Origin of the sequence: Paenibacillus sp. FSL H8-0048 (assembly GCF_038002825.1) — a bacterium.
GTDB lineage: Bacteria > Bacillota > Bacilli > Paenibacillales > Paenibacillaceae > Paenibacillus_AQ.
Window position 1 is genome coordinate 5287909 of record NZ_JBBODF010000001.1, and the last position, 24933, is coordinate 5312841.

Consider the following 24933-nt stretch of genomic DNA (forward strand, 5'->3'; position numbering starts at 1 on the left):
AATATAAGATGAACAGATTTCTACATTTTACAGCGCTAACGCGGGGATTTACAGATCCAATACTGAATGTTCATTATTCCGTAATTGTATGTTATAATGCTTTCTTTTAAAATTGATAATATAGGAATTGGTAAATATGGAGGGATCGTTTGTGAGAGTCTTTAATCAATCAAGAGCATGGAGTATGCCTGGGGATTTAGAAGCAAGCGAACTTGAAGCCTTCCGGCCTCTGGAGGCAGTTAGGGCCCAAGTCCAAGGCGGGATGTCTGTGGCGGGTGTATCTGAAGAATCCAGAGAGCATATCTATCATAGAGCTATGATTTCTTCGATCCGCAGTGAAATGAACAAATTAAGCCAGCTGCTCTCTATTCCTTATGTGGTATTCCTGACGGACAAGGCGGGTACCATTCTGGAACTGGTCTATTCTTCTCCGGAGACGCAGGCGGAGATGGAGCAGGCGGAGCTGCGCCCGGGGGTCAGCTTAAGCAGGCAGCAGGCGGGAATGAATGCCGTATCGCTGGCGATGGAGATGAACTGCATCGGGGTGGTGCGGGGAACGGAGCATACGGATCAGACCTTCCGGGATTGGAACTGTGTGTGCGCTCCATTGCAGGATGATGATAGCGTTTACGGATATGTTGATATTTCTTTTAATAGAGGAGAGCCAATTGAGTTCGCCATTCCCTTCGTGCAGCAGATTGCCGAGAATATCATGGAGAAGTGGATGGAGAAGAACCCGGAGATGCAGCGGTACCGGCTGGAAGCCACGCTTCTGGAATATAAGCTGACCGCGCGGGAGCAGGAGGTGGCGAGGCTGTGGCTGATGGAGAAGAGCGCGCTGCATATCGGGAGCGATCTGGGGATCAGTGAAGGCACCGTGCGCAATATGCTGAAGAGTATCTACAGTAAAATGCGGGTGAATGACCGCTTCCAGTTCGTGAAGCGCCTTACGCCATAGCCGGGAGAATCCGCTTCCGGGTACATACCAAATAGCCGGGCAGCGATACGATGTATCCCTGACCCGGCTATTTGAAAATATATGAATTGATCTGGTTAACCGCAAGAACAGTTGAGTACCGGCTTACGCGCGGCCTGCGTCTCATCCAGGCGGCTGATTTCAGTCGTATGCGGTGCGTTAATCACTATCTCCGGCGTCTCTTCGGCTTCCTTAACGATTCGGATCATGGTCTCAATGAAGCCGTCGAGCGTCTCCTTGCTCTCGGTCTCGGTAGGTTCAATCATCATACATTCCTCTACTGTCAGCGGGAAGTAGACGGTTGGCGGATGATAGCCGAAGTCGAGCAGCCGTTTGGCTACATCGAGGGTACGGACACCGTATTGCTTAAGGTTCTTGCCGGACATGACGAATTCATGCTTGCAGACGCCCGGGAAGGGGATCTCGAAGTAAGGGGCCAGCCGGTGCATCATATAGTTGGCGTTCAGCACTGCGTTCTCGGACACCTCACGCAGGCCGTCAGGACCGTAGGTGCGGATGTACGCATAAGCACGGACGAGAATCCCGAAGTTGCCGTAAAAGGCTTTGACGCGGCCAATCGATTCCGGCCCGCCGCAGTCCAGTGTGAAGCTGCCGTCCCCGTTCTGCGCCACTGTAGGCTGCGGCAGGAACGGGATCAGCTTCGCCTTCACGCCGACCGGTCCGGCTCCCGGCCCCCCGCCGCCATGCGGCGTACTCATCGTCTTGTGCAGGTTGAGATGCACCACATCAAAGCCCATATCGCCCGGGCGGGTGATGCCCATAATCGCGTTGGAGTTCGCTCCGTCATAATAGAGCAGTCCGCCCGCTTCATGGACAATCGCGGCAATCTCGACGATCTGCGTCTCGAAGAGGCCGAGGGTACTCGGGTTCGTGAGCATCAGCGCAGCGGTGTCACTGCCGACAGCTGCCTTCAGCGCCTCAAGGTCAACCATGCCCTTACCGTTGGACGGGATGGTGACTGTCTCAAGACCGGCGGCTGCGGCGCTTGCCGGGTTGGTGCCGTGCGAGGAATCGGGCACGATGACCTTGGAGCGGACCTCACCGCGGCTCTCATGGTAGGCGCGGATCATCATCAGGCCGGTCCACTCGCCGTGGGCACCGGCAGCAGGCTGCAGGGATACGGCATCCATGCCGGTCAGGGCGGCAAGATCCTTTTGCAGCGTGTACATCAGTTCAAGCGCACCCTGGATGCTCTCCTCCGGCTGGTACGGATGGATCTTGGAGAGTCCCGGGAAGCGGGCGACATCCTCGTTGATCTTGGGGTTGTATTTCATCGTGCAGGAGCCGAGCGGATAGAAGCCGTTATCGACTCCGAAGTTGCGGCGGGACAGGGCGGTATAGTGGCGGATCACATCCACCTCGGATACTTCAGGTAACACAACCGGCTCACTGCGCAGCAGCCCTCCGGGAATGAGTGCATCAAGGCCTTCGTCCTTCGGCACATCACACAGAGGCAGGGAGTAGGCCGAGCGGCCGGGACGGCTTAATTCAAAAATCAGACTTTGTTCCGGTTTCATACACAGCCCTCCAGTGCGCTTGCGAATTCGTCAATTTCGGTCTTGCTTCGTTTCTCCGTTACGGCAACCAGCATATGTCCGGCCAGCTCGGGATAATCCCGGCCTAAGTCATAACCGCCCAGATAGCCTTCCTTCAGCAGCTTGGAGTTCACTGTACTCACACTGCTGCCCTCCGGGAGCTTCAGGACGAATTCATTGAAGAACGGGGCAGTGAAGACAAGCTCTGCACCAGTGATTTCAGCCAGCCGCCCAGCGGCATAGTGGCTCTTGCGGATGTTCAGCTCACCCACCTCGCGCATGCCCTCCTTGCCCATCACGGACAGGTAGACGGAAGCAGACAGCGCTAGTAGCGCCTGGTTGGAGCAGATATTCGAGGTCGCCTTCTCCCGGCGGATATGCTGTTCGCGGGCTTGCAGCGTCAGCACGAAGCCGCGCTTGCCATTCCGGTCAACCGTCTGGCCGACGATCCGGCCCGGCATCCGGCGCATGAGCGGCTCAGCCACCGCGAAGAATCCGCAGGTAGGGCCGCCCAGCGAGGCGGCGATACCCAGCGGCTGCGCGTCGCCGACTACGATGTCTGCGCCAAGCCGTCCGGGGGATTCCAGCACGCCAAGCGCAATGGGGTTCGCGCTGACCACGAGCAGTCCTTTGACCGCATGGATCAGCGGCTCAATCTGGCGCAGATCCTCAATCCCGCCGAAGAAGTTGGGGGACTGGACCAGAACAGCAGCGGTATCGCTGTCGATGGCATCGGCCAGCTTGGTGAGATCCGTTACCCCGTCAGCATAGTCAATCTCAACAATTTGCAGGCCCCAGGCGTTGGCGGAGGTGCGCAGCACCTGACGCGCTTCCGGGTGAACCGTACGGGAGACAATCAGCTTCTTGCGTTTGGTGGCGCCTGCGGCCAGCACAGCCGCTTCGGACAGGGCCGTTGCGCCGTCATACATACTGGCATTGGCGACCTTCATTCCGGTCAGTTCACAGATATAGGACTGGAATTCGAAAATCGCCTGAAGCTCACCCTGGCTGATCTCCGGTTGGTAAGGGGTATAGGCGGTATAAAATTCCGAACGTGAAATCACATGGTTGATGACGACCGGAACATGGTGATCGTATAATCCGGCACCAAGGAAGCTGGCGTGGGTGTCGAAGTCGGCATTCTTGTCTGCGAGCCTCTTCATATGGCGAAGCAGTGCATATTCGTCCAGAGCGCCGGACATCGGCAGGGTTCCCTGGTAACGGACAGACTGCGGAATATCGGCGAACAGCTCATCGATGGACTGGATGCCTACGGCTTCCATCATTTCTGTGCGGTCTTGCTCAGTCATAGGCAGATAGCGGTGCTTCATTGCGGCTTCACTCCTTGGCTTCTTTTGTAGAATGGGGCTTTGATTATGGCAGCCTTGAGCTGCTTGCCGCGAATCTCCACGTACACCTCTGTGCCCGGCTCCGTATAGGCAGCGTCCAGCAGGGCGAGTCCGAGATTCCGCTTCAGGGTAGGGGATTGGGTGCCGGTCGTTACTTCACCGATCTTCACTCCGTCCGCGTACACGGGATAGTGGGAGCGGGGAATGCCGCGGTCGACCATCTCCAGGCCCACAAGACGCCGGGGCAGACCGGCTTCCTTCTGCTTCAGCAGGGCATCACGGCCGATGAAATCCCCTGCATCCAGCTTCACGAAGAACTGGACACCCGCTTCGAGCGGAGTGATATCCGCCGACAGCTCCTGGCCGTACAGCGGCAGCTTGGCCTCGAAACGCAGGGTATCGCGTGCGCCGAGTCCGGCAGGCGTCAGACCATGCGGAGCGCCAGCAGCCAGCAGGCCGTTCCAGAGTGCTGCTGCCGTATCTGCGGGAGCATATAGCTCGAAGCCATCCTCACCAGTATATCCGGTACGGGAGAGCAGGACGGTGACGCCGCAGACTTCAGCCTGTTCGATGAAGTGGAACGGTTTTAACTCTGTTAGAGACACCTGCGTGACTTTTGCCAGAATCGTCTCCGCGAGCGGCCCCTGCACGGCGAGCAGCAGCGTCTCATCCGAGATATTTTTCAGGGTGACGCCGCCGAATTCAGCGGTTAGATGCTCCTGCAGCCACTGGAAGTCCTTATCGATGTTGGACGCATTGACGACAAGCATGTAACGTTCTTCACCCAGCCGGTATACGAGCAGATCGTCGACCACTCCGCCGCTTGGGTAGAGCATCAGGGTGTACTGCGCTGCGCCGTCTTTCAGGCGGCTGACATCATTGGTGGTCATTCTCTGCAGGAAAGCTTCCGCGCCGCTCCCGGTAACCATGAATTCTCCCATATGCGAGACATCGAACAGTCCGGCCCGTTCACGGACGGCTTCATGCTCCTTCACGATGCCCGTGAACTGCACCGGCAGCTCCCAGCCGCCGAAATCAATACATCTGGACTCCGCATAAGCCGCATAGAGGTCATAAAAAGGCGTTCTTCTCAAAGCATCCATCTTGTCACTCCCTTGGTCTGATTACATACGAAAAAGGACAGGCGAAAGCCATTATGCACGTATGCATAAATGGACTTTCGCTCTGTCCTTGGTACCTGAGAGTTACCCTGCCATGCCGCGCAGGTTTCCCCGTTGGTGATCCGTGAAGCCTGCAGCGCAGGCACCCGGATGCTCTCCAGAGATGCGTCCGGCAAAGGTCCTTTTGCCTGAGAGATTCACCCATCCCGGGCTTACTCCTTCGGCGCTGTCTTCCTGTGAGACAGTCTCTCCCTATGCCATCATTCGCAAACCATATGTTTTTCTACTGACTCCATTAAACCGGGTAACCCTCCGCCCTGTCAATCAAAAAACGTCAAAAAGTTGACAAATTTAATTTTACTGTCAGTTATATTGACATTAGGCAAGCCGATAACTTAGGCTATAACTAAATTTAGAACTCCAATTACGGAAAAGAGGCGGCTTGGACATGAGTGAAGTGCTTGACAACCTGCTATACAGCGAAGAGCATGAGTGGGCGCAGCAGGGCGAGGGACGCGTAGTACGTGTAGGGATTACGGATCATGCGCAGCATCTGCTGGGCGATATCGTGTTTGTAGAATTTCCGGAAGTGGGCGCGGCGATCTCAGCAGGCGACAGTGTGGGCAGTATCGAATCTGTGAAGACCGTATCGGAGCTATATTCACCCGTATCCGGTAAGGTGACCAAGATCAACGATGCGCTGGAGGCCAGCCCGGAGCTGATCAATGACCAGCCTTACGGAGACGGGTGGATTTTTGAGCTGGAGCTTGATACTGAGTTCGCAGAGGCAGTAACCGGCCTGCTGGATGCGGCTGCGTACAAGGAACTGGTTGGGGAATAAAAGTTAGCTTATCCGCGAAAGCGGCTGTTAATACGACAGACCTCTCTTTGTTACATTAGATGTTACTAATGTGAGAGGTCTGTCTTTTTGCGTCTGTCTGTTATTCCGGGAAGCTGAGCAAACCGGGATAGACGATGGGAGCAGAGTGCCACAGAAAGGGCAAGAGAACCAGGCCCGCCACAGCAAACAGAAGGCACAGCAGCAGGAAACGGTATCTTTTTCGGGGACGCTTGACAGGTCTCAGCACGAAGATATAAACGCCAAGCGAATAAAACGGGAAAAGTATTACGGCAGACATGGCCATACAAACGAGAAAGGTAGATTCTCTTGCAGAACCGGGAATCATGGCTTCCGGATTGTAGACCGGATCGATCTGCATACAAATAAATATAAGGGCTAAATACGAGGTGAGCAAAAGTAGAAAAAAGCCACGGATGCGGCCATTCCCGGATAAGCTGTACATCATCCACCAGTATCCGAGCCAAGGCAGCGCAAAGGCAAAGCCGGCAATCAGAAACTTCATTCCGGTAAGCAGGCTTCCCGGGGAATAAGAGGAGGACAAAAAGGGCAGAAATACAACAAAAAAGCCTACGAAGCCAGTGATAGTAATCTGGGCGAAAATAATCAATACCAATGAAACCGACAGCCGCAGAAGCTCCAAAAAACGGGTAGCATCCGGCGTTCCTTTTGTTGCGTGCACGAAGCTCCAACTCCTTGATCAGCTTTACTGTATCTTTGCCAGTGAGGATCTGCCATAGACTGAGCGGTTGCCGGCTATTCTTCCTCCTGAAGCTGCCGCAGCACAATCAATTCAACCCGGCGGTTCCGCTGCTTTCCCTCTGCGGTTGTATTATCATAGGCGGGCCGGGTATCGGCGTACCCTGCATATTGGAAGGTATCAGGGCTCAGCCCCTCTTTGTCCAGAAAAAAGCGCAGGACGGACAGCGCACGGGCGCCGGATAGCTCCCAGTTGTCTCTGTATAACGATCCGGGGGTCACAGGAACATTGTCGGTATGGCCTTCGATGCTGATCGTCGCCCCGATACCGCGAAACAGGCCGGAGAGCTGGCGCAGGGCAGGGAAAGCAGGGGATTTCAGCTCGGCCTTACCCGCATCGAACAGGAACCGGTCACTCAGCGTGATGGCAATGCCCTGCGGTTTATCGGCAACAAAAATCTGTTCCCCGAGGTTATTCTCCTCCACATACTGGGTGATTACGCCCATAAGAGCAGCCAGCTTCGCTTCCTGTTCCCGAAAAGCAAGCTCACGCGCTGACGGCTGGTGTCCATCCCCATCTCCTGTTTGTCCGTTTCCATTCAGCCCGTCCGAATCCGCGGAGCCTGTAGCAGAAGGACCGCCAGCGGTTCCACTGTCTTCAGTATGACCCTTCGAAACGTCAGTCCCTGTAATTCCCTGATTGCCTTCAAGTACGCCGCTTCCGCCCTCCAGCACTGTACTTCCGCTCTTGAAGGTATCCGATAAGGAGCCGCTGACAATGGCATATTTCTGCGAATCCAGGCTGCTCATGGCGAACAGAATCACGAAGAAAATCAGCAGAAGCGTGATCAGATCCGCGTAGGTAATCATCCAGCGGTCCCGGCTCTCCTTGCCTGCGGAGGCGCGGGGCTGCCGGCGGTTTCTTTGTCTCATAGCGGTTCCCCCGGGCTGGTACTGCTGCTGCGTTTAGGAGCGTCTGTCAGGAAGGGGGCCAGCTTTTGCCGGACCAGATGCGGGTGATCTCCGTTCTGCAGGGACAGAATGCCGACGAGCAGCATCTCCATGGTGCCCAGCTCACTTTGGCTGCGGGATTTGATTTTGGAGGCAATGGGTAAAAAGAGTAGATTAGCGCTGGCTACGCCATAGAGTGTTGCTGTAAAAGCTACGGCAATTGACCCGCCCAGATTGGAAGGGTCCGTTAGGTTGCTCAGAACCCGGATCAGCCCCATAACGGTGCCGATAATCCCCATGGTCGGTGCATAGCCGCCGGCGGCTTCGAATATTTTGGCATAGCCTTCATATTTCAGCTCCTTGGCATCCATCCCGAGCTCCAGGATCTGGCGGACCTGATCAGGGTCATTGCCGTCGACAATCAGAAACAGGCCTTCACGGGTAAAAGGATCAGGATGCTCCTCCGCCCGCTTCTCTAATGCGAGAACACCGCCGCGCCGCGTGAGTGCAGCCAGGGCAATCAGCTCTTCGGCTTGTTCCCGGCTGGTGTCCCGTTGCCGGCCAAAAGCCAGGCGGAGCGCCGCCGGAATAGTGCGGAGCTTGGACGCCGGGAAACTGATAAGCACCGCCGCAAGGGTACCGCCGAATACGATCAGGGCAGCATTGGGCTGCAGCAGGCCGGACAGGCTGCCGCCTTCCCACAGAAAACCGCCGATCATAGCGGCAATTCCGGCCAGCAGGCCGAGTATTGTAATGAAATCCATAAATTCAGGCTCCTTAAATTTCTATATATTATGGTTTGCAACAGTCTGGGCAACGCTGTATAATAAACGGGAACGTGCATTCCTATCTTCCATATTTTTCAGCTTGGTATGGATGAAGGATGATTAGGGTTAAAATTATAATATATTCATATATTCTAGACGATAGAGGGGAGACGGGCAAATGAGTGATATTGTCGTCAGTACGAAGACTTTTGCACTGGAGTCCGAGTATACACCCCAGGGCGATCAGCCTCATGCCATAGAAGAGTTATTGGACGGCATCCGGCAGGGCAAGAAGCACCAGACGCTGCTGGGAGCGACAGGTACAGGCAAGACCTTTACCATCGCACAAGTGATTTCCAAGTTGAACCGCCCGACGCTGGTCATTGCGCACAATAAGACGCTTGCTGCGCAGCTGGCGAGTGAGTTCAAAGAATTTTTTCCGAGCAATTCCGTGGATTACTTCGTCAGTTACTACGATTACTACCAGCCAGAGGCGTACATTCCTTCCTCCGATACCTACATTGAGAAAGACTCCAGCATAAATGAAGAAATCGACAAGCTCCGCCACTCGGCAACCAGCTCACTGTTCGAACGCCGTGACGTTATTATTGTGGCGAGTGTGTCCTGTATTTATGGTCTCGGTTCGCCGCAGGAATACGGAAGCTTGCTGCTCTCTCTGCGTGTAGGGATGGAGAAGCCGCGCAATCAGATTCTGAGCCGGCTCGTAGATATCCAGTATCAGCGTAATGATATTAATTTCGTGCGTGGTACGTTCCGTGTGCGCGGGGATGTCGTTGAGATCTTCCCGGCATCCCAGGGCGAGCATGCGATCCGGGTAGAGCTGTTCGGAGACGAGATCGAACGGATTACGGAGATTGATGTTCTGACAGGCGAGCTGATCGGCGAACGCGATCATATCGCGATTTTCCCGGCGTCTCACTTCGTAACCCAGGAAGAGACGATGCGTGTAGCGCTGGTCAATATTGAGCGTGAGCTGGAGGAGCGGCTGGCTGTACTCCGCGAAGCAGGCAAGCTGCTGGAGGCGCAGCGGCTGGAGCAACGGACCCGTTATGATATCGAGATGATGAAGGAAGTCGGCTTCTGCTCGGGGATCGAGAACTATTCCGGTCCGCTTACCTTCCGGGAGCCGGGAGCGACTCCTTACACATTGATGGACTATTTCCCGGATGACATGCTGATTGTGATTGACGAGTCCCATGTGACGCTGCCGCAGATCCGGGCGATGTATAACGGTGACCGTGCGCGGAAGACCGTCCTGGTGGAGCACGGCTTCCGCCTGCCGTCTGCGCTGGATAACCGTCCGCTGCAATTCGAGGAATTCGAAGACAAGGTGAGTCAGATTGTATATGTGTCCGCAACACCGGGGCCTTATGAGATGGAGCATTGCGATACTATGGTTCAGCAGATTATCCGTCCTACCGGTCTGCTTGACCCGATCATTGAAGTGCGTCCAACCGAAGGACAGATCGATGATCTGATTAGCGAAATCCGTGACCGGGTAGAACGCGATGAGCGTGTACTCGTAACCACTCTAACGAAGAAGATGTCTGAGGACCTGACGGATTACTTCAAGGAGATTGGTATCAAGGTACGTTATATGCACTCCGATATCAAGACGCTGGAGCGGATGGCGATCCTGCGTGATCTCCGTCTGGGTACCTTCCACGTGCTGGTCGGTATTAACCTGCTCAGAGAGGGTCTTGACCTGCCTGAGGTGTCGCTGGTCGCGATTCTGGATGCTGATAAGGAAGGCTTCCTCCGTTCCGAGCGTTCGCTGATCCAGACGATCGGCCGTGCCGCCCGTAACTCGGAGGGCCGGGTCATTATGTACGGCGACCGCATCACCGACTCCATGGAGAAGGCGATGAGCGAGACCCAGCGCCGCCGTGAGATTCAGATCGCTCATAATGAGAAGCACGGGATTACCCCGACGACCATCAACAAGAAGGTGCGCGATATCATCGAGGCGACTAAGGTGGCCGAGTCCAAGGCTGATTACCTCACCGGTGTCGGCGGCAAGCTGAACAAGAAAGACAAGCAGAGCCTGATGCAGCGTCTGGAGGCCGAGATGAAGGACGCCGCCAAGAACCTGCAATTCGAACGCGCCGCCGAACTGCGCGATGCCTTGCTTGAATTGCGGGCAGAGTAACCCGGCGCTGAAGTTAACGATCCAGGGAACGGCGCTACTCAGGCCGTTCCTTTTGAAGATAAAGGGGCCACGCCCTTGCGCATCCCGGAGGGACAGCGTGCAGTTAAGCCCTTAGCGCGTATCCCGGAGGGACGGCGTGCAGTTGAAGCCCTTTGCGCATTCCGCAGGAACAGCCCGCAGTTAATTTCTTAGCGCGTATCCCGAAGGGACAGCGTTGTCGGCAAGCCACAGTGAGCCGAATCGCTCTAATCGTAGGAGCGGCCCCGTAGGGGTTAGCGGGCCCATTGCCCCAGTAGCCGTCCATTCACCAACCTAATTCCTTCCGCCGAGCTTGCGGGTGTCCAGAGGGTGCAACCCTTGGGGCCCTCCCTTGGAAGGGAGGGTTTGGGAGGGATCGAAAATATTTTCCCAAAATGTTTTTCCATTTTAAATTCCCCTTAAAGGAGAGGTACCGTTGGCACATGAAAGTATAGTAATCAAGGGCGCAAGGGCCCATAATCTCAAGAACATCGACGTAACGATTCCGCGTGACCGCTTCGTCGTGCTAACGGGACTGAGCGGTTCGGGTAAATCCTCCCTGGCCTTCGACACCATCTACGCCGAGGGACAACGCCGGTATGTGGAGTCTTTGTCTGCCTATGCCCGCCAGTTCCTGGGCCAAATGGAGAAGCCGGATGTGGATTCCATCGACGGACTCTCTCCGGCCATATCAATTGACCAGAAGACGACTAGCCGTAACCCGCGTTCCACGGTTGGGACGGTTACCGAAATCTATGACTATCTGCGGCTGCTCTTTGCCCGGATCGGCCATCCGCATTGTCCGGATCATGGCATAGAGATCACTTCCCAGACCGTTGAACAGATGGTGGACCGGATTATGCAATACCCGGAGAAGACCCGGCTGCAGATTCTGGCCCCGGTCATTTCCGGCCGTAAGGGTGAGCATAAGGGTCTGTTCACAGATATCTCGAAGCAAGGCTTCGTCCGTGTACGTGTGGACGGTGAACTGCGCGAAGTGACGGAAGACATTGTACTGGAAAAGAATAAGAAGCATACGATTGAGGTTGTTGTTGACCGGATTGTAATTAAGGATGACATCGAGACCCGGCTTACCGATTCCTTGGAAACTGCGCTGAAGCTTTCCGGTGGTCAGATTCTCGTTGATGTGATGGGCCAGGAAGAGCTGCTGTTCAGTGCCAGCTTCGCTTGTCCTGTCTGCGGATTCAGCATAGAAGAGCTGGCGCCGCGCATGTTCTCCTTCAACAGTCCATTTGGGGCTTGCCCTGAGTGTGACGGGCTGGGGATGAATATGGTAGTCGATCCCGATCTGCTGATCCCGGATATGGAGAAGTCCATTGAAGAAGGAGCTTTCCTGGCCTGGACAGGCAGTACATCGAACTACTATCCGCAGTTCCTGAAATCGGTGTGCGAGCATTTCAAGATCCCGCAGAATGTACCGGTTAGCAGCCTCTCCCCGGAGCAGATGAACAAGCTGCTGCATGGAACGGGCAGTGAGAAGATCCGCTTCCGGTATGAGAACGACTTCGGCCAGCGCAAAGACGCCCTGGTTGCTTTTGAAGGAATCATTCCTAATCTGGAGCGCCGGTACCGCGATACAGCTTCCGAAGGAATCCGTGAGTTCATTGAAGGCTTCATGAGCGCCAAGCCCTGCCATTCATGTAAGGGCAAGCGGCTTAAGAAAGAGATTCTGGCGGTGACCATCAACGAGCGGAATGTTGCGAATGTGACGGATCTGTCGATTGGGGATTGCCTGGACTTCTTCGCAGATCTCCAGCTTAGCGAGAAAGAAACAGCAATTGCCCATCTGATTCTCAAGGAAATCAGCAGCCGGCTCGGCTTCCTGGTGAATGTGGGGCTCAACTACCTGACCCTTAGCCGGGCAGCGGGTTCGTTATCCGGCGGGGAAGCCCAGCGCATCAGGCTGGCTACCCAGATCGGCTCCAGTCTGATGGGTGTCCTTTATATTCTGGATGAGCCAAGTATCGGCCTGCATCAGCGGGACAATGACCGCCTGATTGCTACGCTGGCCCATATGCGCGACCTGGGTAACACGCTTATCGTCGTTGAGCATGATGAGGATACCATGATGGCGGCTGACTATATCATCGACATTGGACCGGGTGCCGGGAAGCACGGTGGCCAGGTCATCGCCCAAGGGACCCCGGAGGAGATTATGAAGGACCCCGGTTCTCTGACCGGTGAGTACTTGAGCGGACGCAAGTTCATCCCGGTGACTTCGAAGCGGCGGCCAACCGATAATGAGCGCTGGATCGAGATCCGTGGAGCGAAGGAGAATAACCTGAAGAATGTGAATGTAAAAATTCCACTCGGCGTCTTCACAGCAGTAACCGGGGTATCCGGCTCCGGCAAATCTTCGCTCATCAACGAGATCCTCTACAAGAGTCTGGCCCGCCAGCTTAACAAGGCGGTCAAGGTCCGTCCCGGCTTGCACAAAGAAATCCGCGGCCTGGAGAATCTGGACAAGGTCATCGAGATTGACCAGTCCCCCATTGGACGTACTCCGCGCTCCAATCCGGCTACGTACACAGGCGTGTTCGATGATATCCGTGATCTGTTCTCCAAGACGAACGAGGCCAAGGTGCGCGGCTTCCAGAAGGGGCGCTTCAGCTTCAATGTGAAGGGCGGCCGCTGTGAGGCATGCCGTGGAGACGGCATTATCAAGATTGAGATGCACTTCCTGCCGGATGTCTACGTACCTTGTGAAGTCTGCAAAGGCAAACGGTATAACCGCGAGACGCTGGAAGTGAAATATAAAGGCAAGAATATCTCGGATGTGCTGGAGATGACGGTGGAGGATGCCACGGAGTTCTTCAAGAATATTCCGAAGATTCACCGTAAAATGCAGACCTTACTGGATGTAGGCCTAGGCTACATCAACATCGGGCAGCCGGGAACCACACTGTCCGGCGGTGAGGCCCAGCGTGTGAAGCTGGCCTCCGAGCTGTACCGCCGCAGCACCGGCAAGACGCTCTATATCCTGGATGAGCCGACAACCGGCCTGCATGTCGATGATATCGGCCGTCTGCTTGAGGTGCTGCACCGCCTGGTCGATTCCGGTGAATCGGTGCTGGTCATCGAGCATAATCTCGATGTCATCAAGACAGCCGACTATATCATCGATATGGGACCGGAAGGCGGCAGCGGCGGCGGTACCGTCCTTGCTACCGGAACACCGGAGAAGCTGATTAGCGTTGAAGAATCCTACACTGGCCGCTACCTGAAGCCGGTCCTGATCCGTGATACGGAACGTACGCAGGCTATGGAACTGCAGGCTTCTGAGATGGTGTAAGTGCAGGAAGAGCAGTACAAAACCTAATAACTTCATTAACCCAAACACCCCTTATCTCTTTTTACAGGAGAGGCAAGGGGTGTTTTTGAAATTGCGGCAGGTTTCACAAGCTTCATACGTTTTGGGGAGTCAGAACGCTCTCGATTGAGTCTCTAAGTTGTAGAGCGGACGTAATTGGAAATAAGGCACTTAATACTGCCTGAACGGTGTGTTGAACGAACGGAGTTGGAAAAAGTCCACTTCTCTCCATGGAACTCTGTAGATTCTGCGAAAATTGGACTAAAGAAGTGTTGTTTTTCCAGCTATTGATCATAATTGCAAGGGTTTCGCCAAAATAAATGTACGAATTCCACTGAATATCCCTCGCACTCCCACTACGGCGGTAAGCAAAAACACACGAAGCAGTAATTTTGCCCAATCAGCAATTTATAGTATCAGCTCCCCGCTACAGCTCACTGCGGATGCCCAAGATGATTTTGAACCGGCGGGATGCTTTAAATCCCCGTTTGAATCCTTCCCGTGAGTCTGCAATCCAGACGGTTCTTCCGATCCAGACGCGAATGTAACAGGAACGGAAGATAATTGGCCGGACGATACCCTGTATTTCGACCTCCGTGCCATCCGGCTGTTCAATCTCTGTTCGCACCCACCACGTATTTCCGATTCCAAATTCGATGTATTTCAAGGAGTAGTCACCGTTCTTTCTTAATAATGAGTCCCGAGATGGATTCGGAGCAGGCGTGTGTATTCTCGTCAATGAGTCTGCTTTGTAAGGATACTGGACAAGAAAGCGCTTAGACATATTAGTCAGGCTTTGTTAATAGGTATGAGTAAGCTCAATTACCTTTGAAAAAGGAGATCGTAAAATGACAAAGCATGCACTAATTACAGGGATTACAGGACAAGATGGATCTTATTTGGCAGAGCTTCTCTTGTCAAAAGGATATAAAGTATTTGGTTTGCGCCGCAGAACGAGTATACCAATTATGGATAACATCGGACATCTAAAGAATGAAATCGAATTTATTGAGGGGGATTTGCTGGATCTGGGGTCACTGATGAGAGCGGTGAACATTTCAGATCCGGATGAAGTCTATAACCTGGCCGCCCAGTCTTTCGTAGCAACCTCCTGGGTTCAACCCGTTGCAACTGCCCAAGCTACCGGAATGGGTGTTACCCATTTGCTCGAGGCGGTGCGTTTGACTAAACCGGATGCTAAATTTTATCAAGCCTCAAGCAGTGAAATGTTTGGTAAGGTGTTAGCAACACCTCAGAAAGAAACGACCCCATTTTATCCACGAAGTCCATATGGTGTAGCTAAAGTTTATGGTCACTGGATTACTGTTAACTATAGAGAAAGCTATAACATGTTTGCTTGCTCTGGAATCTTGTTCAATCATGAATCGCCACGCCGTGGCATTGAATTTGTAACCCGTAAAGTGTCTGATGCTGTTGCGAGAATTAAGCTGGGTCTGCAAACCGAACTCCGGATGGGGAATCTGGATGCCAAAAGAGACTGGGGCTTCGCAGGCGATTATGTTAAAGCGATGTGGCTGATGCTTCAGCAGGATAAAGCGGATGATTTCGTAATCTCGACTGCGGAGACGCATACGATTGAAGAGCTTGTAGATATTGCATTTACGCATGTAGGATTGGATTGGAAAGATTATGTTGTGGTTGACCAGAGATTTGTTAGACCTGCTGAAGTGGATCTACTGCTTGGGGATTGCTCCAAGGCTAAAGAAAAGCTGGGTTGGGAACGGGAGGTTACATTTGAACAATTGATCAAGATGATGGTGGATAGCGATTTAGCGCTCATTAATGAGGATTTAATTAAAGGTGTTAAAATAGTGTGATTTTGTGGTACTGAGGTCCGACAAGTCCACCCAATCCACCGAGTCCAAACAGGCATATCTACAGCATGTCTGCCGTAATATTCTAGTGAGAAGCTTTTACGTTGAATGGATAGCAGCAGCTGTTGGCTGGATTGAGGTGGATGGGCTCATTGAAAACTAAAGATACAACAGCGGTCAATGATAAATATCGCCAATCCGAGGCGGAGTTTTGCCATGAGGAATATTTTTTGTGACAAATACGCCGTTTTTAAAATATTTCTATTGCGTGACGGAAATGGTAACGATAACATAGAAGGTGATATGGATTAGAGCAACTTGCTTGACAACACTCTCAGGGAGGGATTGCCATGCTGCTTGCAGAAGCTGCCGCGCAAGAACCGTCTAAATTTCATACCTTCGATGCGTTTATGATTGTATTCACGATCCTGATACTTATCGGTGTGGTCCGGCTGCTTAGAGCTCCGCAGAAGAACAAATTTGCCATCGGTTTTGCAGTGGTAAGCCTGCTGGTTTTTGTGGTATCCGATTATGCAATGATTATGAACTGGTTCAGCTAGAGTAAGGCACACATAACCTCAGAGGCAAGCTCATCTTAAAGACACCTTTACCGCCAGCGGCGATCCTAAAGGCGTCTTTTTTTAAAGATAAGAATTTATATGCTTCCAGCGCAGGAAAGAAGGGGAGAGCCATGGGAATGGGGAGGAGCGGGACAGCCCGGGGCAGGGTGGTACTGCTGGGCACGATGCTATGGGTATTGTCGGGATTCGTAAGTCCAGCCGGTGTTGTTCATGGGGCGGTCTACAGCGGGACAGTAGCGGCTGAGAGAGGCGCGGCTGTCAACGTAATGAAGGCCGGACAAGCAGGTATTGTGCAAAAGGAGAGCAAGGGGCAATGGAGCCAGCCCGCAGCAGCAGACCCGGTTCCGCAGATCATAAGCAGAGTCTCGCCGTCTGTTGTCGGCATTATCGGCAAAGCGGGCGGAGAAACCGGCGGGCCGGATGACCGCTACAATCTGACCCACGGCTCCGGCATTATCGTCAGAGCAGACGGATGGATCATTACCAATGCTCATGTGATGGCAGGGCTGGAGAAGGCAGTAGTGGTCACCTCAGACGGGACAAGCTATAACATCACAGATACATACTCGGATGAATTCAGTGATCTTGCATTGGTCAAAATCAAAGCCAAAGCCTTAAAGCCCGCAACCTTCGCGGGTAGCGCCGCCAAGCTTCAGGTAGGGGAGAAGGTGATAGCGATTGGGACGCCGATCTCTTTTTCCTTGAGAAATTCGGCTACTGTAGGCGTAATCAGCGGTCTCAACCGTTCGGTGGATGCGGCGTACCGGCTGATCCAGAGCGATACGGCGATCAATCCCGGCAACAGCGGAGGACCGCTGGTCAATATGAAGGGGGAGGTACTCGGGGTCAACAGTATGAAGTTCGCAGCTGTGGGTGTGGAGAATATGGGCTTCTCGATTCCCGCAGATACGGTGAAGTACATCATGAATCAGCTGCTCCAATATGGAGAGGTGCGGCGTCCGAGCCTTGGAGTGGAGCTTGAGGAGAGCTGGCCCGTGATTGTCGGACTGCCGGGGCAGGAGCCCTTGACGGTGACAAAGGTGCTTACGGCAGAAGCACGCAAGGCAGGAATTACGGCGGGGGATGCACTGTACGCCATAGACGGACACCGGGTAACCTCACTTGTCGATGTTAATGAGTTATTCAGACAGTACAAGCCGGGGGCAGTGGTCAAGCTGCTGATGCAGAGTGACGGCGATATCGTGGCCAGAAGCCTTGTTCTTGGACAAGGTGATCCTCTGGTGAGCGCCGCTAAGACGGAGGAGGAGACCGATGATCAGACGACAGAGTGAGGAGGCGGCAGATACAGCCGTGCCGGGAAGCAGGGCGGGACAACTACGGCGCGGAGTGACTGTTATTGTAGTCCTTTTGTTGCTGCTCAGCCTATTTCCTGTGGGAAAGGCCCAGGCGGCGGAGGGTGCTCTGCTACAGCTTAGTCTTCAAGCGGGCAGTGCTTCTGCAACGGTTAACGGGAAGCCGGTCACGATCCCGAAGCCTTTTTCGGAGAATGGAACGCTGCTGGTCCCGCTGGGGATTTTCAAAAAAGCCTTCGGCAGCACCGTCTCCCTGCAAGGCGATGATGTGGTGAAGATTATGTACGGGCCGCATACCGGTGCGATGACGATAGGCAGTACGACTGCCTGGAAGGATGGCGTCAAAATCAAGCTCGCCGCGCCCCCGCGTATGGTATCCGGTGTGCTGATGGTGCCGCTGAGATTCGTGGCTGAAGTGCTCGGCGCGCGGATGGCTCCGGCGGAGGGTGGAGGAGTACTGGTTACGCTATCTTCTCCGGTAGCAGCAGTAGACGCTCTAGCGCAGAGCGGGATCGACAGTGACGCCGGCAAAACCCGGATCGGCAACAGTTATCTGGAGTGGAGCATGAACTATCCGCCAGGGCTGGTGGTAGGCGACAGCGGAGGGAATGAGAGCGTAGCGACTTTTACAAGTGCAGAGAACGGTTACTATCTGGAGGTGCATGCTTCGCCGCTGGCCGTTCCGCTTGATCCCGAAGGGCTGCTGGAGAATCTGGTCCGCTCTTCGGAAGAGGGCGGGGAGATTGTGCTCGACCGGGAGGCTGTGTCTAAGGCCAAGGTTCCTTACGCCCGGACTGTGAGCAAGGATTCGAGCGGCGCGCTCTGGGAGGGCAGGCAATATTATGCCGGAGGCAGGCTGTATGAGATCTATCTGACAGATGATAATGCAGCGAATTATAAGGACTTGGGCAAATACGCGGCGCTGCTGAATTCGTTTCAGCCCTCTTTTGACGCATCCGACCGGAGCATCCGCGATCTCTCCACCATCCGCAACGGCCTGCGCGCAGGCTACAACGATGATTACGGGATTGCACTTAAGGTCCCTGCCGACTGGAGTGCAGATGACCAGCAGCTCTACTATGCAGGCAAGCAAGGAAGTTATCTGCGTGTAAAAGTAAGCTCCGCCCCTGCGGGCTCCACGCTGGCAAGCTGGAACGAGGAACTGCGTTCTCAGCTCCGTGACACCTATGTGGCTGAGGCTTACACCTTGAAGGACAGCGTAGCGGGCAAGGTCTCCGGTGAGCCGGTGCTGATCAATGAGATCGGGCTTAACCCGGGCAGCGGGTGGAGCACCGAATACCAGATTTTGCTGCTGAAGAACGGGTACCGTTATTATTTTGAATATGTTGCGGCTTCCGGGCCGGGGCAGAGTAGTGATCAGGCGCGCTTCACAGAGGTGCTGAACTCGGTCGATATTGATTTTGCCCAGACCAAGAGCAACTTCGGACGCCTGGCGTCAGAGGATTATAACCAGCTCAGCCAGAATTCGGTCACCAAGATTTCCAAAACCTACGGCTATAAGCTTGAGATTCCGCGGCTCTGGAGCCCGGTTCAGGATCTGTTTGAGAGCCAGAGTGTGGAATACCGCTTCACCGGCGGCCGGTTCCAGCTCTACGCCAGCCCCGAGGTTACGCCGGAATATGCCATCGGCCAGCTGCAGAGCTATTACCAGAACACCAAGCAAGACCCTAAGGGACCACAGGTAAAAAGCGTCACAGAAACTACCTTCGCCGGTATGCCGGCCACGATACTCACTGTTGAGCAGACCAAGAGCGGCATCCCGGTGGGCACGAAGATCATCGTCTTCAGCCGCAACGATGTGGTTTATACGCTCACTGTCACACTGAACACCGCCAACGCCACGGCGAGCCAGCAGGCGGTGCTGGAGCGGGTGCTGGGGTCGTTTGGGTGGGTGGGGGAGTAGGGGGAGAATACGAGTAGGAGTATATGAAAAAAACCGTCCCAGCTGCTGATCAGCTGGGACGGTTTTTTTGTAACAAACGAATAATATTTTTACTTAAGCCTGATAAACAAAATTATGCTTTACATCCTTTAACAGCGGTGCTTGTTCATCCTTAGCAGACAGTACAGGAATTACATCGATCGGCCATTCAATGGCAATATCGGGGTCATTCCAAAGAATTCCGCCGTCACATTCGGGTGCGTACAGCTCATCGCATTTGTACTGGACCTCGACATCCTCCGTTAGTGTCATGAAGCCGTGGGCGAACCCTTTGGGGATGAGCAGCTGTTTCTTATTCTCGGCATTGAGTTCAATGCCATACCACTTGCCGTAGGAAGGACTGCCTTGACGGATATCCACAGCTACATCAAAGATCGAACCGCGTGTACACCGTACAAGCTTGGTCTGTGCCTTCGGGTTAAGCTGGAAGTGAAGCCCACGTAGAGTACCTTTTACAGCTGAATAAGACTGATTGTCTTGAACGAACTGATACCGAAGCTCTTGTTCATGGAATTTAGCCTCGCTGTAGGTCTCCATGAACCAGCCACGGTGGTCTCCGAAGACTGCCGGTTCAACGACAAGAACATCCTCCAGATGGGTTTTGATAAACTTCATTGTATCCACTCTTTCTATGGTTTAAAATTGGATTTTACCTGTAGCGACCTTAATTAAATATTGGCCGTATCCGGTCTTGCTCAGCTTATGCCCGCATTCCAGGAGATGTTCCTTGGTGATCCAGCCATTAATGAAAGCGATTTCTTCGGGTGCAGAGATTTTGATCCCTTGATGGTCTTCAATCGTTCTGACGAAGTTGGTGGCATCCACCAGACTCTGGTGGGTTCCGGTATCAAGCCAAGTAAATCCGCGTCCAAGCAGAGCAACATCCAGCTCACCCAGCTTCAGATAGGCTTCATTAATCGAAGTGATTTCCAGCTCACCGCGGTGCGACGGCTTGACTTCCTTAGCAATAGAAATTACCCGGTTGTCATAGAAATAAAGGCCGGTAACCGCATAATTGGATTTTGGATGCTCCGGTTTCTCTTCGATGCTGAGGACCTTGCCGTCTTCGTCAAATTCCACCACACCAAAACGTTCGGGATCGGGAACATGGTAGCCGAATACAGTCGCTCCGCTTGTTTTATCGGCAGCTTGTTTCAACATCCTAGTCATTCCATTGCCGTAATATATATTATCTCCGAGCACCATGGCTACGGAGTCTTTCCCGATGAAGTCTTCCCCCAGAATAAAAGCCTGCGCCAGCCCGTCAGGACTTGGCTGTACCTTGTATTGCAACGAGATTCCGAACTGGGAGCCGTCTCCGAGTAAATTTTCAAAGCGCGGTGTGTCTTCAGCGGTAGAGATGATAAGAATTTCTCGGATGCCTGCCAGCATTAATGTGGACAGCGGATAATAGATCATGGGTTTATCATAGACCGGCAGTAATTGTTTGCTGGTTACCATTGTGAGAGGGTATAGCCGGGTTCCGCTTCCTCCCGCAAGAATTATGCCTTTCATAACTGTTTCAACTCTCCTTTTGCTGCATATAAATTTTGGGAACGATGAGATCATTTACGTATTTATTCTTTTCTATTCATATTTTACGCTGGTTCTTCTTCATTTGTCTATTAAAGCGGGAGCTCCTGGCCTATTTTAAGATAGATCCCTAGGGAAAGCAAAATCCAAGTGTTTCTATTTTACTGGCAGACAGCTGTGATATTTGATACAATTAATAAGTTAAAAAGCTGTAAATGACCCGCCGAACAGGCGGTTTGGGAGGATATAAATGAAAGAGCAAGGAATACGCAGAGAAGACGTAGAGCTGCTGGCTCCGGCGGGAGATTGGGACTGTATGCGTGCAGCGGTGGCGAACGGGGCGGATGCTGTCTTTTTTGGCGTAGAGAAATTCAATGCACGGGCCAGAGCGAACAACTTCCGGATGGACGAGCTGCCGGAGATTATGGCGTTTCTGCACAGCTATGGAGTGAAGGGGTTCCTGACCTTTAATATACTGGTGTTCGAGAATGAGCTGCCGGATGCCAAGGGACTGATTGATGCCTGCGTGGACGCGGGTGTGGATGCCGTTATCGTTCAGGACCTGGGGCTGGTGCAGATGATCCGCGAGATCTCGCCGGACTTCCCGATTCACGGTTCTACTCAGATGACGATTACCTCGCCGGAAGCGGTGGAATTCACGAAGCCATGGGGGCTGGAACGTGTAGTCCTTGGCCGTGAAAATAATCTGAAGCAGATCCGCACGATTGGCGAGCAAGCCCGCCTGCCGATGGAGGTATTCGTGCATGGTGCGCTCTGCGTGTCTTATTCGGGCCAGTGTCTGACCTCCGAGATGTGGGGCGGACGCTCCGCGAACCGCGGGGAATGCGCCCAGGCCTGCCGTCTGCCGTATGATCTGATGATTGACGGTGAAGTGAAGCCGATGGGCGATGTGACTTACCTGCTGTCGCCGAAGGATCTTGCCGCCATCGACCTGATGCCGGAGCTGATTGAAGCCGGAGTAACCTCGTTCAAGATCGAAGGCCGGCTCAAAACCCCGGAATATGTCGCTAATGTGGTCAGTAAGTATCGTAAGGCGATTGATAAGTATTTTGAAGGTAACTGGACGCCGACCTCGAAGGAAGACATGCGTGAGCTGCAACAGAGCTTCTCACGCGGGTTCACGAATGGTTTCCTTGAAGGCACTAATAATAAGAAGTTAGTCGATGGCACCTTCCCGAAAAGCCGCGGGGTGTACCTGGGCACCGTGGAACAGATCCTGCGCGATGGTGTAGTCTGCCGCATTCATGCTCCGCTTAAGCGCGGAGACGGCATTGTGTTCGATGCCGGAGATCCGACGAAGAAGGAAGAGGGCGGCCGAGTCTATGATCTGCGGCGCAAGGGCGTCAAGCTGGAGGGTGAGGCCGGAGAAGGCTGGATTATTGACATCGTTCCTGGCCGTAATGACGTCGATCTGCGCCGTCTGCATGTGGGGGACCGCATCTGGAAGACAAACGACCCGGCGCTCGACAAGGCGCTGCGCCAGTCCTACGAGACCGAGAAGCCGTACCGGGTATTCCCGGTTCATGTGCGGGTACAGGGCTGCGTTGGCGAGAAGCTGACGACCTGGTGGACAGACGTTCAGAAGAACGTCACTGTCCGTGTGGATTCGGAGCTCGCGCTGGAGACAGCGCAGAAGCGTCCGATGGATACCGCGCTGCTGGAAGAACAATTCGGCCGCCTGGGCGGGACCCTGTTCCAGCTTGAAGCGCTGGAGTCGCATCTGCAAGGCGACGTGATCGTACCCATGCGCGAGCTGAACAGCATCCGCCGCCAGGCGGTGGAACTGCTTGCAGGCGAGCGCCCTAAGCCTCCCGTGTATGTGAAACGGGAGGTAGAGGTCTACGGCGGCGCCTCACGCAGGGGCGCCGCAGCGGTTGTGGGCAGGGGTGATGCGGAGCTCACCGCGCTGTGCCGCAGCCTGCCGCAGGTGCAGGCTGCACTCGAAGCCGGCGTAACGAATATCTACGCCGATTTCGAGTTCATCAAGCAGTTCCCGGCGGCAGTAGACGCTGTGCGGGCTGCTGGGGCCAGCATTGCGCTGGCCACCCCGCGCATCCATATGCCGAACGAGAACGGCTACCATGCCAACATCCTGCGGCTGCAGCCGGATGCTGTGCTGGTCCGCAACACGGGTGCGCTGTATTATTACCTGCGCCACCGCAGGGAGCACCCGGAGGCTGCGCATCCCCGGCTGATCGGCGATTTCTCACTTAATATCGCCAATCACCGGGCAGTAGATCTGTTCCTGGACGCCGGTTGTGACATGGTGACACCATCGTATGACCTGAACATTCAACAGATGGTGGATCTGCTCGGGCACAGCGACACCTCCCGTATGGAGGTTGTCATCCACCAGCATCTGCCGATGTTCCATACAGAACACTGCGTCTACTGTACCTTCATGAGCGAAGGCACGGATTACACCAACTGCGGCCGTCCTTGTGAGGAGCAGCGGGCCTCGCTGCAGGACCGGATCGGCATGTCTCATCCCGTCCGAGTGGACGAAGGCTGCCGCAACACTGTCTATAACGCGGTAGAGCAGTCGGGCGCTGAATACCTCAATAACTTCCGTGAGTTAGGCGTAGCTTCTTTCCGTGTAGAGTTCCTGGAGGAAACTCCAGAGCAGGTAGCAGAGGTCATTAATCTCTACAGCCGCGCACTGCGTGGCGAAATCTCCGGTACCCAGGTTTGGAAAAGCCTGAAGGCTACTAACCAGCTCGGGGTAACCCGTGGGCAGTTGGTGAATGCGAAGTAAATAAATCAGGCCCAACCCCAAGAGGGCTGATTTCGTGTGTTTCACGCACATAACCGGCTAAGGCCATAATAAAAGGCCCGGCAGAAGCCGGAGCCATCCAACCAGATGGCTCCGCTATTCTTCCGGGTCCTTTTTTTGCATCCTGGCCCCATTCCACTAATGCTTATACCCAAATACATCTCTCACAACGGGAACAGCTCCGGCCAGATATCCAGCTTTTCACCGCAGGCTGGACAGTTTACATGGCCGCACAGATAGGGAAGTTGCTCCAGCAGTTGACCGTTCTTGATGGTATAAGCTGCTTGCCACAGGCGTGCTAACGGGCTGTCTTCCGGCCGGACACTGCCAATCTCGGAAGGCGTAATAGCTTGACCATTCTCCTTGCCGTTGAACACCGGATCGTCTGAATAGGCGGTCATACCGGGGCTGTTCTCATTTGGCCAAATATACATTTCCTCATAACAGTTCGGGCATCCGACCATGTATTCATCGCCTTCCGAATAGATCAACAATATACCCGCTACTGCCCGATCTCCCCGGTAAGCAGCATCTGCGGCTAGGATGTATCGTTTCTCCTGATCATCCTTTTGAGCCCCCTCCGCATAGCGAAAGATCTCTTCTGACAGCATGCCCAGTTGTTCAACGGCAGTTAGGTAGGCCGTATAAATCTCTTGAACAAGCTCCTCAGCAAGCGGCGGGTTCTGATGTGCAAATTCAGCAGGAAGATTTCCGCTGTGGACTGTCAACTGATTTGCCACGAAGATCCCGCAGCTCGCATAGATATCCATTCGAACTTCGGGATCATCCGACTCCCTGGCAAGCTGCGACAAATAAGGCAAAGCAGCATAAGTAATGCTGTAAATCGAGTCCTGATGGAACAGATGCTCCCAGTAGAGCTCATCTTTAACCTCTGCGGTGTAGTCCTCCTGCAACTGTTGCAGCAAGCCAGGGACCGCTTCGGACGAACCAAAAGGACCGTGAAGCTGTTGCCACACCGGACTGGATAATTCTAACATGGCTATCCTCCTCTACAAAATACTTGTTATAGTGCTGTTATATCAACATCCAATGAGACCGTCAACGCCGGGTGTACACCCGGAACGATCGTCCCTATTTGTCCCTGCCTTAGTATACT

At 53.9% G+C, this 24933-nt stretch carries 19 protein-coding genes and 2 riboswitches; of the genes, 9 read left to right on the forward strand and 10 right to left on the reverse strand.

Annotated elements, in window-relative coordinates:
* Positions 1-184 precede the first annotated feature (184 nt).
* A complete protein-coding gene (locus tag NSU18_RS22665) occupies positions 185-958 on the forward strand; it encodes a LuxR C-terminal-related transcriptional regulator (protein ID WP_341016291.1) in 774 nt (257 codons plus the stop codon).
* A gap of 95 nt (positions 959-1053) precedes the next feature.
* On the opposite strand, the gene gcvPB is transcribed toward NSU18_RS22665, so the two are convergent.
* The 3 genes from gcvPB to gcvT are packed head-to-tail and all read right to left on the reverse strand — an operon-like array spanning position 1054 to position 4984.
* Positions 1054-2514 carry an aminomethyl-transferring glycine dehydrogenase subunit GcvPB gene (gene gcvPB, locus NSU18_RS22670; protein ID WP_341150117.1) on the reverse strand — a complete coding sequence of 487 codons (1461 nt, stop codon included), beginning with the start codon at positions 2512-2514 and terminating at the stop codon, positions 1054-1056.
* On the reverse strand, positions 2511-3863 hold the full coding sequence (gcvPA, locus tag NSU18_RS22675; RefSeq protein ID WP_341150118.1) for an aminomethyl-transferring glycine dehydrogenase subunit GcvPA: 1353 nt from the start codon (positions 3861-3863) through the stop codon (positions 2511-2513). The genes gcvPB and gcvPA overlap by 4 nt, the downstream gene beginning before the upstream one ends.
* A complete protein-coding gene (gcvT, locus tag NSU18_RS22680) occupies positions 3860-4984 on the reverse strand; it encodes a glycine cleavage system aminomethyltransferase GcvT (protein ID WP_341150119.1) in 1125 nt (374 codons plus the stop codon). The genes gcvPA and gcvT overlap by 4 nt, the downstream gene beginning before the upstream one ends.
* 80 nt (positions 4985-5064) lie before the next feature.
* Positions 5065-5165: riboswitch (glycine riboswitch) on the reverse strand.
* Between the two features lie 3 nt (positions 5166-5168).
* Positions 5169-5266: riboswitch (glycine riboswitch) on the reverse strand.
* 184 nt (positions 5267-5450) lie between these two features.
* On the opposite strand from gcvT, the gene gcvH reads away from it, so the two are divergent.
* Positions 5451-5843: a glycine cleavage system protein GcvH gene (gcvH, locus tag NSU18_RS22685; RefSeq protein ID WP_341016299.1), complete on the forward strand. Its 393-nt coding sequence runs from the start codon at positions 5451-5453 to the stop codon at positions 5841-5843.
* Between the two features lie 100 nt (positions 5844-5943).
* Here gcvH and NSU18_RS22690 read toward each other — a convergent pair whose 3' ends face one another.
* The 3 genes from NSU18_RS22690 to NSU18_RS22700 form a co-directional block, all read right to left on the reverse strand.
* A complete protein-coding gene (locus tag NSU18_RS22690; RefSeq protein WP_341150120.1) occupies positions 5944-6366 on the reverse strand; it encodes a hypothetical protein in 423 nt (140 codons plus the stop codon).
* Positions 6367-6617: 251 nt separating this feature from the next.
* Positions 6618-7493 carry a flagellar motor protein MotB gene (locus tag NSU18_RS22695; RefSeq protein WP_341150121.1) on the reverse strand — a complete coding sequence of 292 codons (876 nt, stop codon included), beginning with the start codon at positions 7491-7493 and terminating at the stop codon, positions 6618-6620.
* Positions 7490-8275, reverse strand: a complete 786-nt coding sequence (locus NSU18_RS22700; protein WP_341150122.1) for a flagellar motor protein — start codon at positions 8273-8275, stop codon at positions 7490-7492. Before NSU18_RS22700 ends, NSU18_RS22695 begins: the two co-directional genes overlap by 4 nt.
* 181 nt (positions 8276-8456) lie before the next feature.
* Here NSU18_RS22700 and uvrB point away from each other — a divergent pair, with 181 nt between their 5' ends.
* Both uvrB and uvrA read left to right on the forward strand, forming a co-directional pair.
* Positions 8457-10448 (forward strand): excinuclease ABC subunit UvrB, encoded by a 1992-nt coding sequence (uvrB, locus tag NSU18_RS22705; protein WP_341150123.1) that lies wholly within the window; start codon positions 8457-8459, stop codon positions 10446-10448.
* 454 nt (positions 10449-10902) lie between these two features.
* Positions 10903-13779 carry an excinuclease ABC subunit UvrA gene (gene uvrA, locus NSU18_RS22710; protein ID WP_341150124.1) on the forward strand — a complete coding sequence of 959 codons (2877 nt, stop codon included), beginning with the start codon at positions 10903-10905 and terminating at the stop codon, positions 13777-13779.
* A gap of 445 nt (positions 13780-14224) precedes the next feature.
* Here the strand turns inward: uvrA and NSU18_RS22715 are convergent, their stop codons facing one another.
* Positions 14225-14464 (reverse strand): DUF3977 family protein, encoded by a 240-nt coding sequence (locus NSU18_RS22715; RefSeq protein WP_341016308.1) that lies wholly within the window; start codon positions 14462-14464, stop codon positions 14225-14227.
* Between the two features lie 181 nt (positions 14465-14645).
* Here NSU18_RS22715 and gmd point away from each other — a divergent pair, with 181 nt between their 5' ends.
* The 4 genes from gmd to NSU18_RS22735 all read left to right on the forward strand — a co-directional run bounded on the left by gmd (position 14646) and on the right by NSU18_RS22735 (position 19450).
* On the forward strand, positions 14646-15635 hold the full coding sequence (gene gmd, locus NSU18_RS22720; protein WP_341150125.1) for a GDP-mannose 4,6-dehydratase: 990 nt from the start codon (positions 14646-14648) through the stop codon (positions 15633-15635).
* 347 nt (positions 15636-15982) lie between these two features.
* Complete coding sequence (locus tag NSU18_RS22725) at positions 15983-16192, forward strand: hypothetical protein (RefSeq protein ID WP_036721132.1); 210 nt, start codon at positions 15983-15985, stop codon at positions 16190-16192.
* A 131-nt stretch (positions 16193-16323) separates the two neighbouring features.
* A complete protein-coding gene (locus NSU18_RS22730) occupies positions 16324-17505 on the forward strand; it encodes a S1C family serine protease (protein WP_445321821.1) in 1182 nt (393 codons plus the stop codon).
* Positions 17486-19450, forward strand: a complete 1965-nt coding sequence (locus NSU18_RS22735; protein ID WP_341016310.1) for a stalk domain-containing protein — start codon at positions 17486-17488, stop codon at positions 19448-19450. Before NSU18_RS22730 ends, NSU18_RS22735 begins: the two co-directional genes overlap by 20 nt.
* A 93-nt stretch (positions 19451-19543) precedes the next feature.
* Here NSU18_RS22735 and rfbC read toward each other — a convergent pair whose 3' ends face one another.
* Together rfbC and rfbA are read right to left on the reverse strand one after the other, a co-directional pair.
* Positions 19544-20104, reverse strand: a complete 561-nt coding sequence (gene rfbC / locus NSU18_RS22740; RefSeq protein WP_341150126.1) for a dTDP-4-dehydrorhamnose 3,5-epimerase — start codon at positions 20102-20104, stop codon at positions 19544-19546.
* A gap of 21 nt (positions 20105-20125) precedes the next feature.
* Positions 20126-21004, reverse strand: coding sequence for a glucose-1-phosphate thymidylyltransferase RfbA (gene rfbA, locus NSU18_RS22745; protein ID WP_341016313.1), 879 nt, complete (start codon positions 21002-21004; stop codon positions 20126-20128).
* Positions 21005-21272: 268 nt separating this feature from the next.
* Here rfbA and NSU18_RS22750 point away from each other — a divergent pair, with 268 nt between their 5' ends.
* Complete coding sequence (locus tag NSU18_RS22750) at positions 21273-23798, forward strand: DUF3656 domain-containing U32 family peptidase (protein ID WP_341150127.1); 2526 nt, start codon at positions 21273-21275, stop codon at positions 23796-23798.
* Between the two features lie 182 nt (positions 23799-23980).
* On the opposite strand, the gene NSU18_RS22755 is transcribed toward NSU18_RS22750, so the two are convergent.
* A complete protein-coding gene (locus NSU18_RS22755) occupies positions 23981-24814 on the reverse strand; it encodes a hypothetical protein (RefSeq protein WP_341016316.1) in 834 nt (277 codons plus the stop codon).
* Between the last annotated feature and the right edge of the window lie 119 nt (positions 24815-24933).

Excerpts from the sequence above, each read along its gene's own strand:
- NSU18_RS22735 (WP_341016310.1), top strand. The coding sequence starts at position 17,486 with ATGATCAGACGACAGAGTGAGGAGGCGGCAGATACAGCCGTGCCGGGA.
- rfbA (WP_341016313.1), bottom strand. The coding sequence starts at position 21,004 with ATGAAAGGCATAATTCTTGCGGGAGGAAGCGGAACCCGGCTATACCCT.
- uvrB (WP_341150123.1), top strand. The coding sequence starts at position 8,457 with ATGAGTGATATTGTCGTCAGTACGAAGACTTTTGCACTGGAGTCCGAG.
- gcvPB (WP_341150117.1), bottom strand. The coding sequence starts at position 2,514 with ATGAAACCGGAACAAAGTCTGATTTTTGAATTAAGCCGTCCCGGCCGC.
- rfbC (WP_341150126.1), bottom strand. The coding sequence starts at position 20,104 with ATGAAGTTTATCAAAACCCATCTGGAGGATGTTCTTGTCGTTGAACCG.
- NSU18_RS22730 (WP_445321821.1), top strand. The coding sequence starts at position 16,324 with ATGGGAATGGGGAGGAGCGGGACAGCCCGGGGCAGGGTGGTACTGCTG.
- NSU18_RS22750 (WP_341150127.1), top strand. The coding sequence starts at position 21,273 with ATGAAAGAGCAAGGAATACGCAGAGAAGACGTAGAGCTGCTGGCTCCG.
- NSU18_RS22700 (WP_341150122.1), bottom strand. The coding sequence starts at position 8,275 with ATGGATTTCATTACAATACTCGGCCTGCTGGCCGGAATTGCCGCTATG.
- NSU18_RS22690 (WP_341150120.1), bottom strand. The coding sequence starts at position 6,366 with ATGAAGTTTCTGATTGCCGGCTTTGCCTTTGCGCTGCCTTGGCTCGGA.
- gcvH (WP_341016299.1), top strand. The coding sequence starts at position 5,451 with ATGAGTGAAGTGCTTGACAACCTGCTATACAGCGAAGAGCATGAGTGG.
- NSU18_RS22665 (WP_341016291.1), top strand. The coding sequence starts at position 185 with ATGCCTGGGGATTTAGAAGCAAGCGAACTTGAAGCCTTCCGGCCTCTG.
- NSU18_RS22755 (WP_341016316.1), bottom strand. The coding sequence starts at position 24,814 with ATGTTAGAATTATCCAGTCCGGTGTGGCAACAGCTTCACGGTCCTTTT.
- gcvPA (WP_341150118.1), bottom strand. The coding sequence starts at position 3,863 with ATGAAGCACCGCTATCTGCCTATGACTGAGCAAGACCGCACAGAAATG.
- gmd (WP_341150125.1), top strand. The coding sequence starts at position 14,646 with ATGACAAAGCATGCACTAATTACAGGGATTACAGGACAAGATGGATCT.
- gcvT (WP_341150119.1), bottom strand. The coding sequence starts at position 4,984 with ATGGATGCTTTGAGAAGAACGCCTTTTTATGACCTCTATGCGGCTTAT.
- NSU18_RS22695 (WP_341150121.1), bottom strand. The coding sequence starts at position 7,493 with ATGAGACAAAGAAACCGCCGGCAGCCCCGCGCCTCCGCAGGCAAGGAG.
- NSU18_RS22725 (WP_036721132.1), top strand. The coding sequence starts at position 15,983 with ATGCTGCTTGCAGAAGCTGCCGCGCAAGAACCGTCTAAATTTCATACC.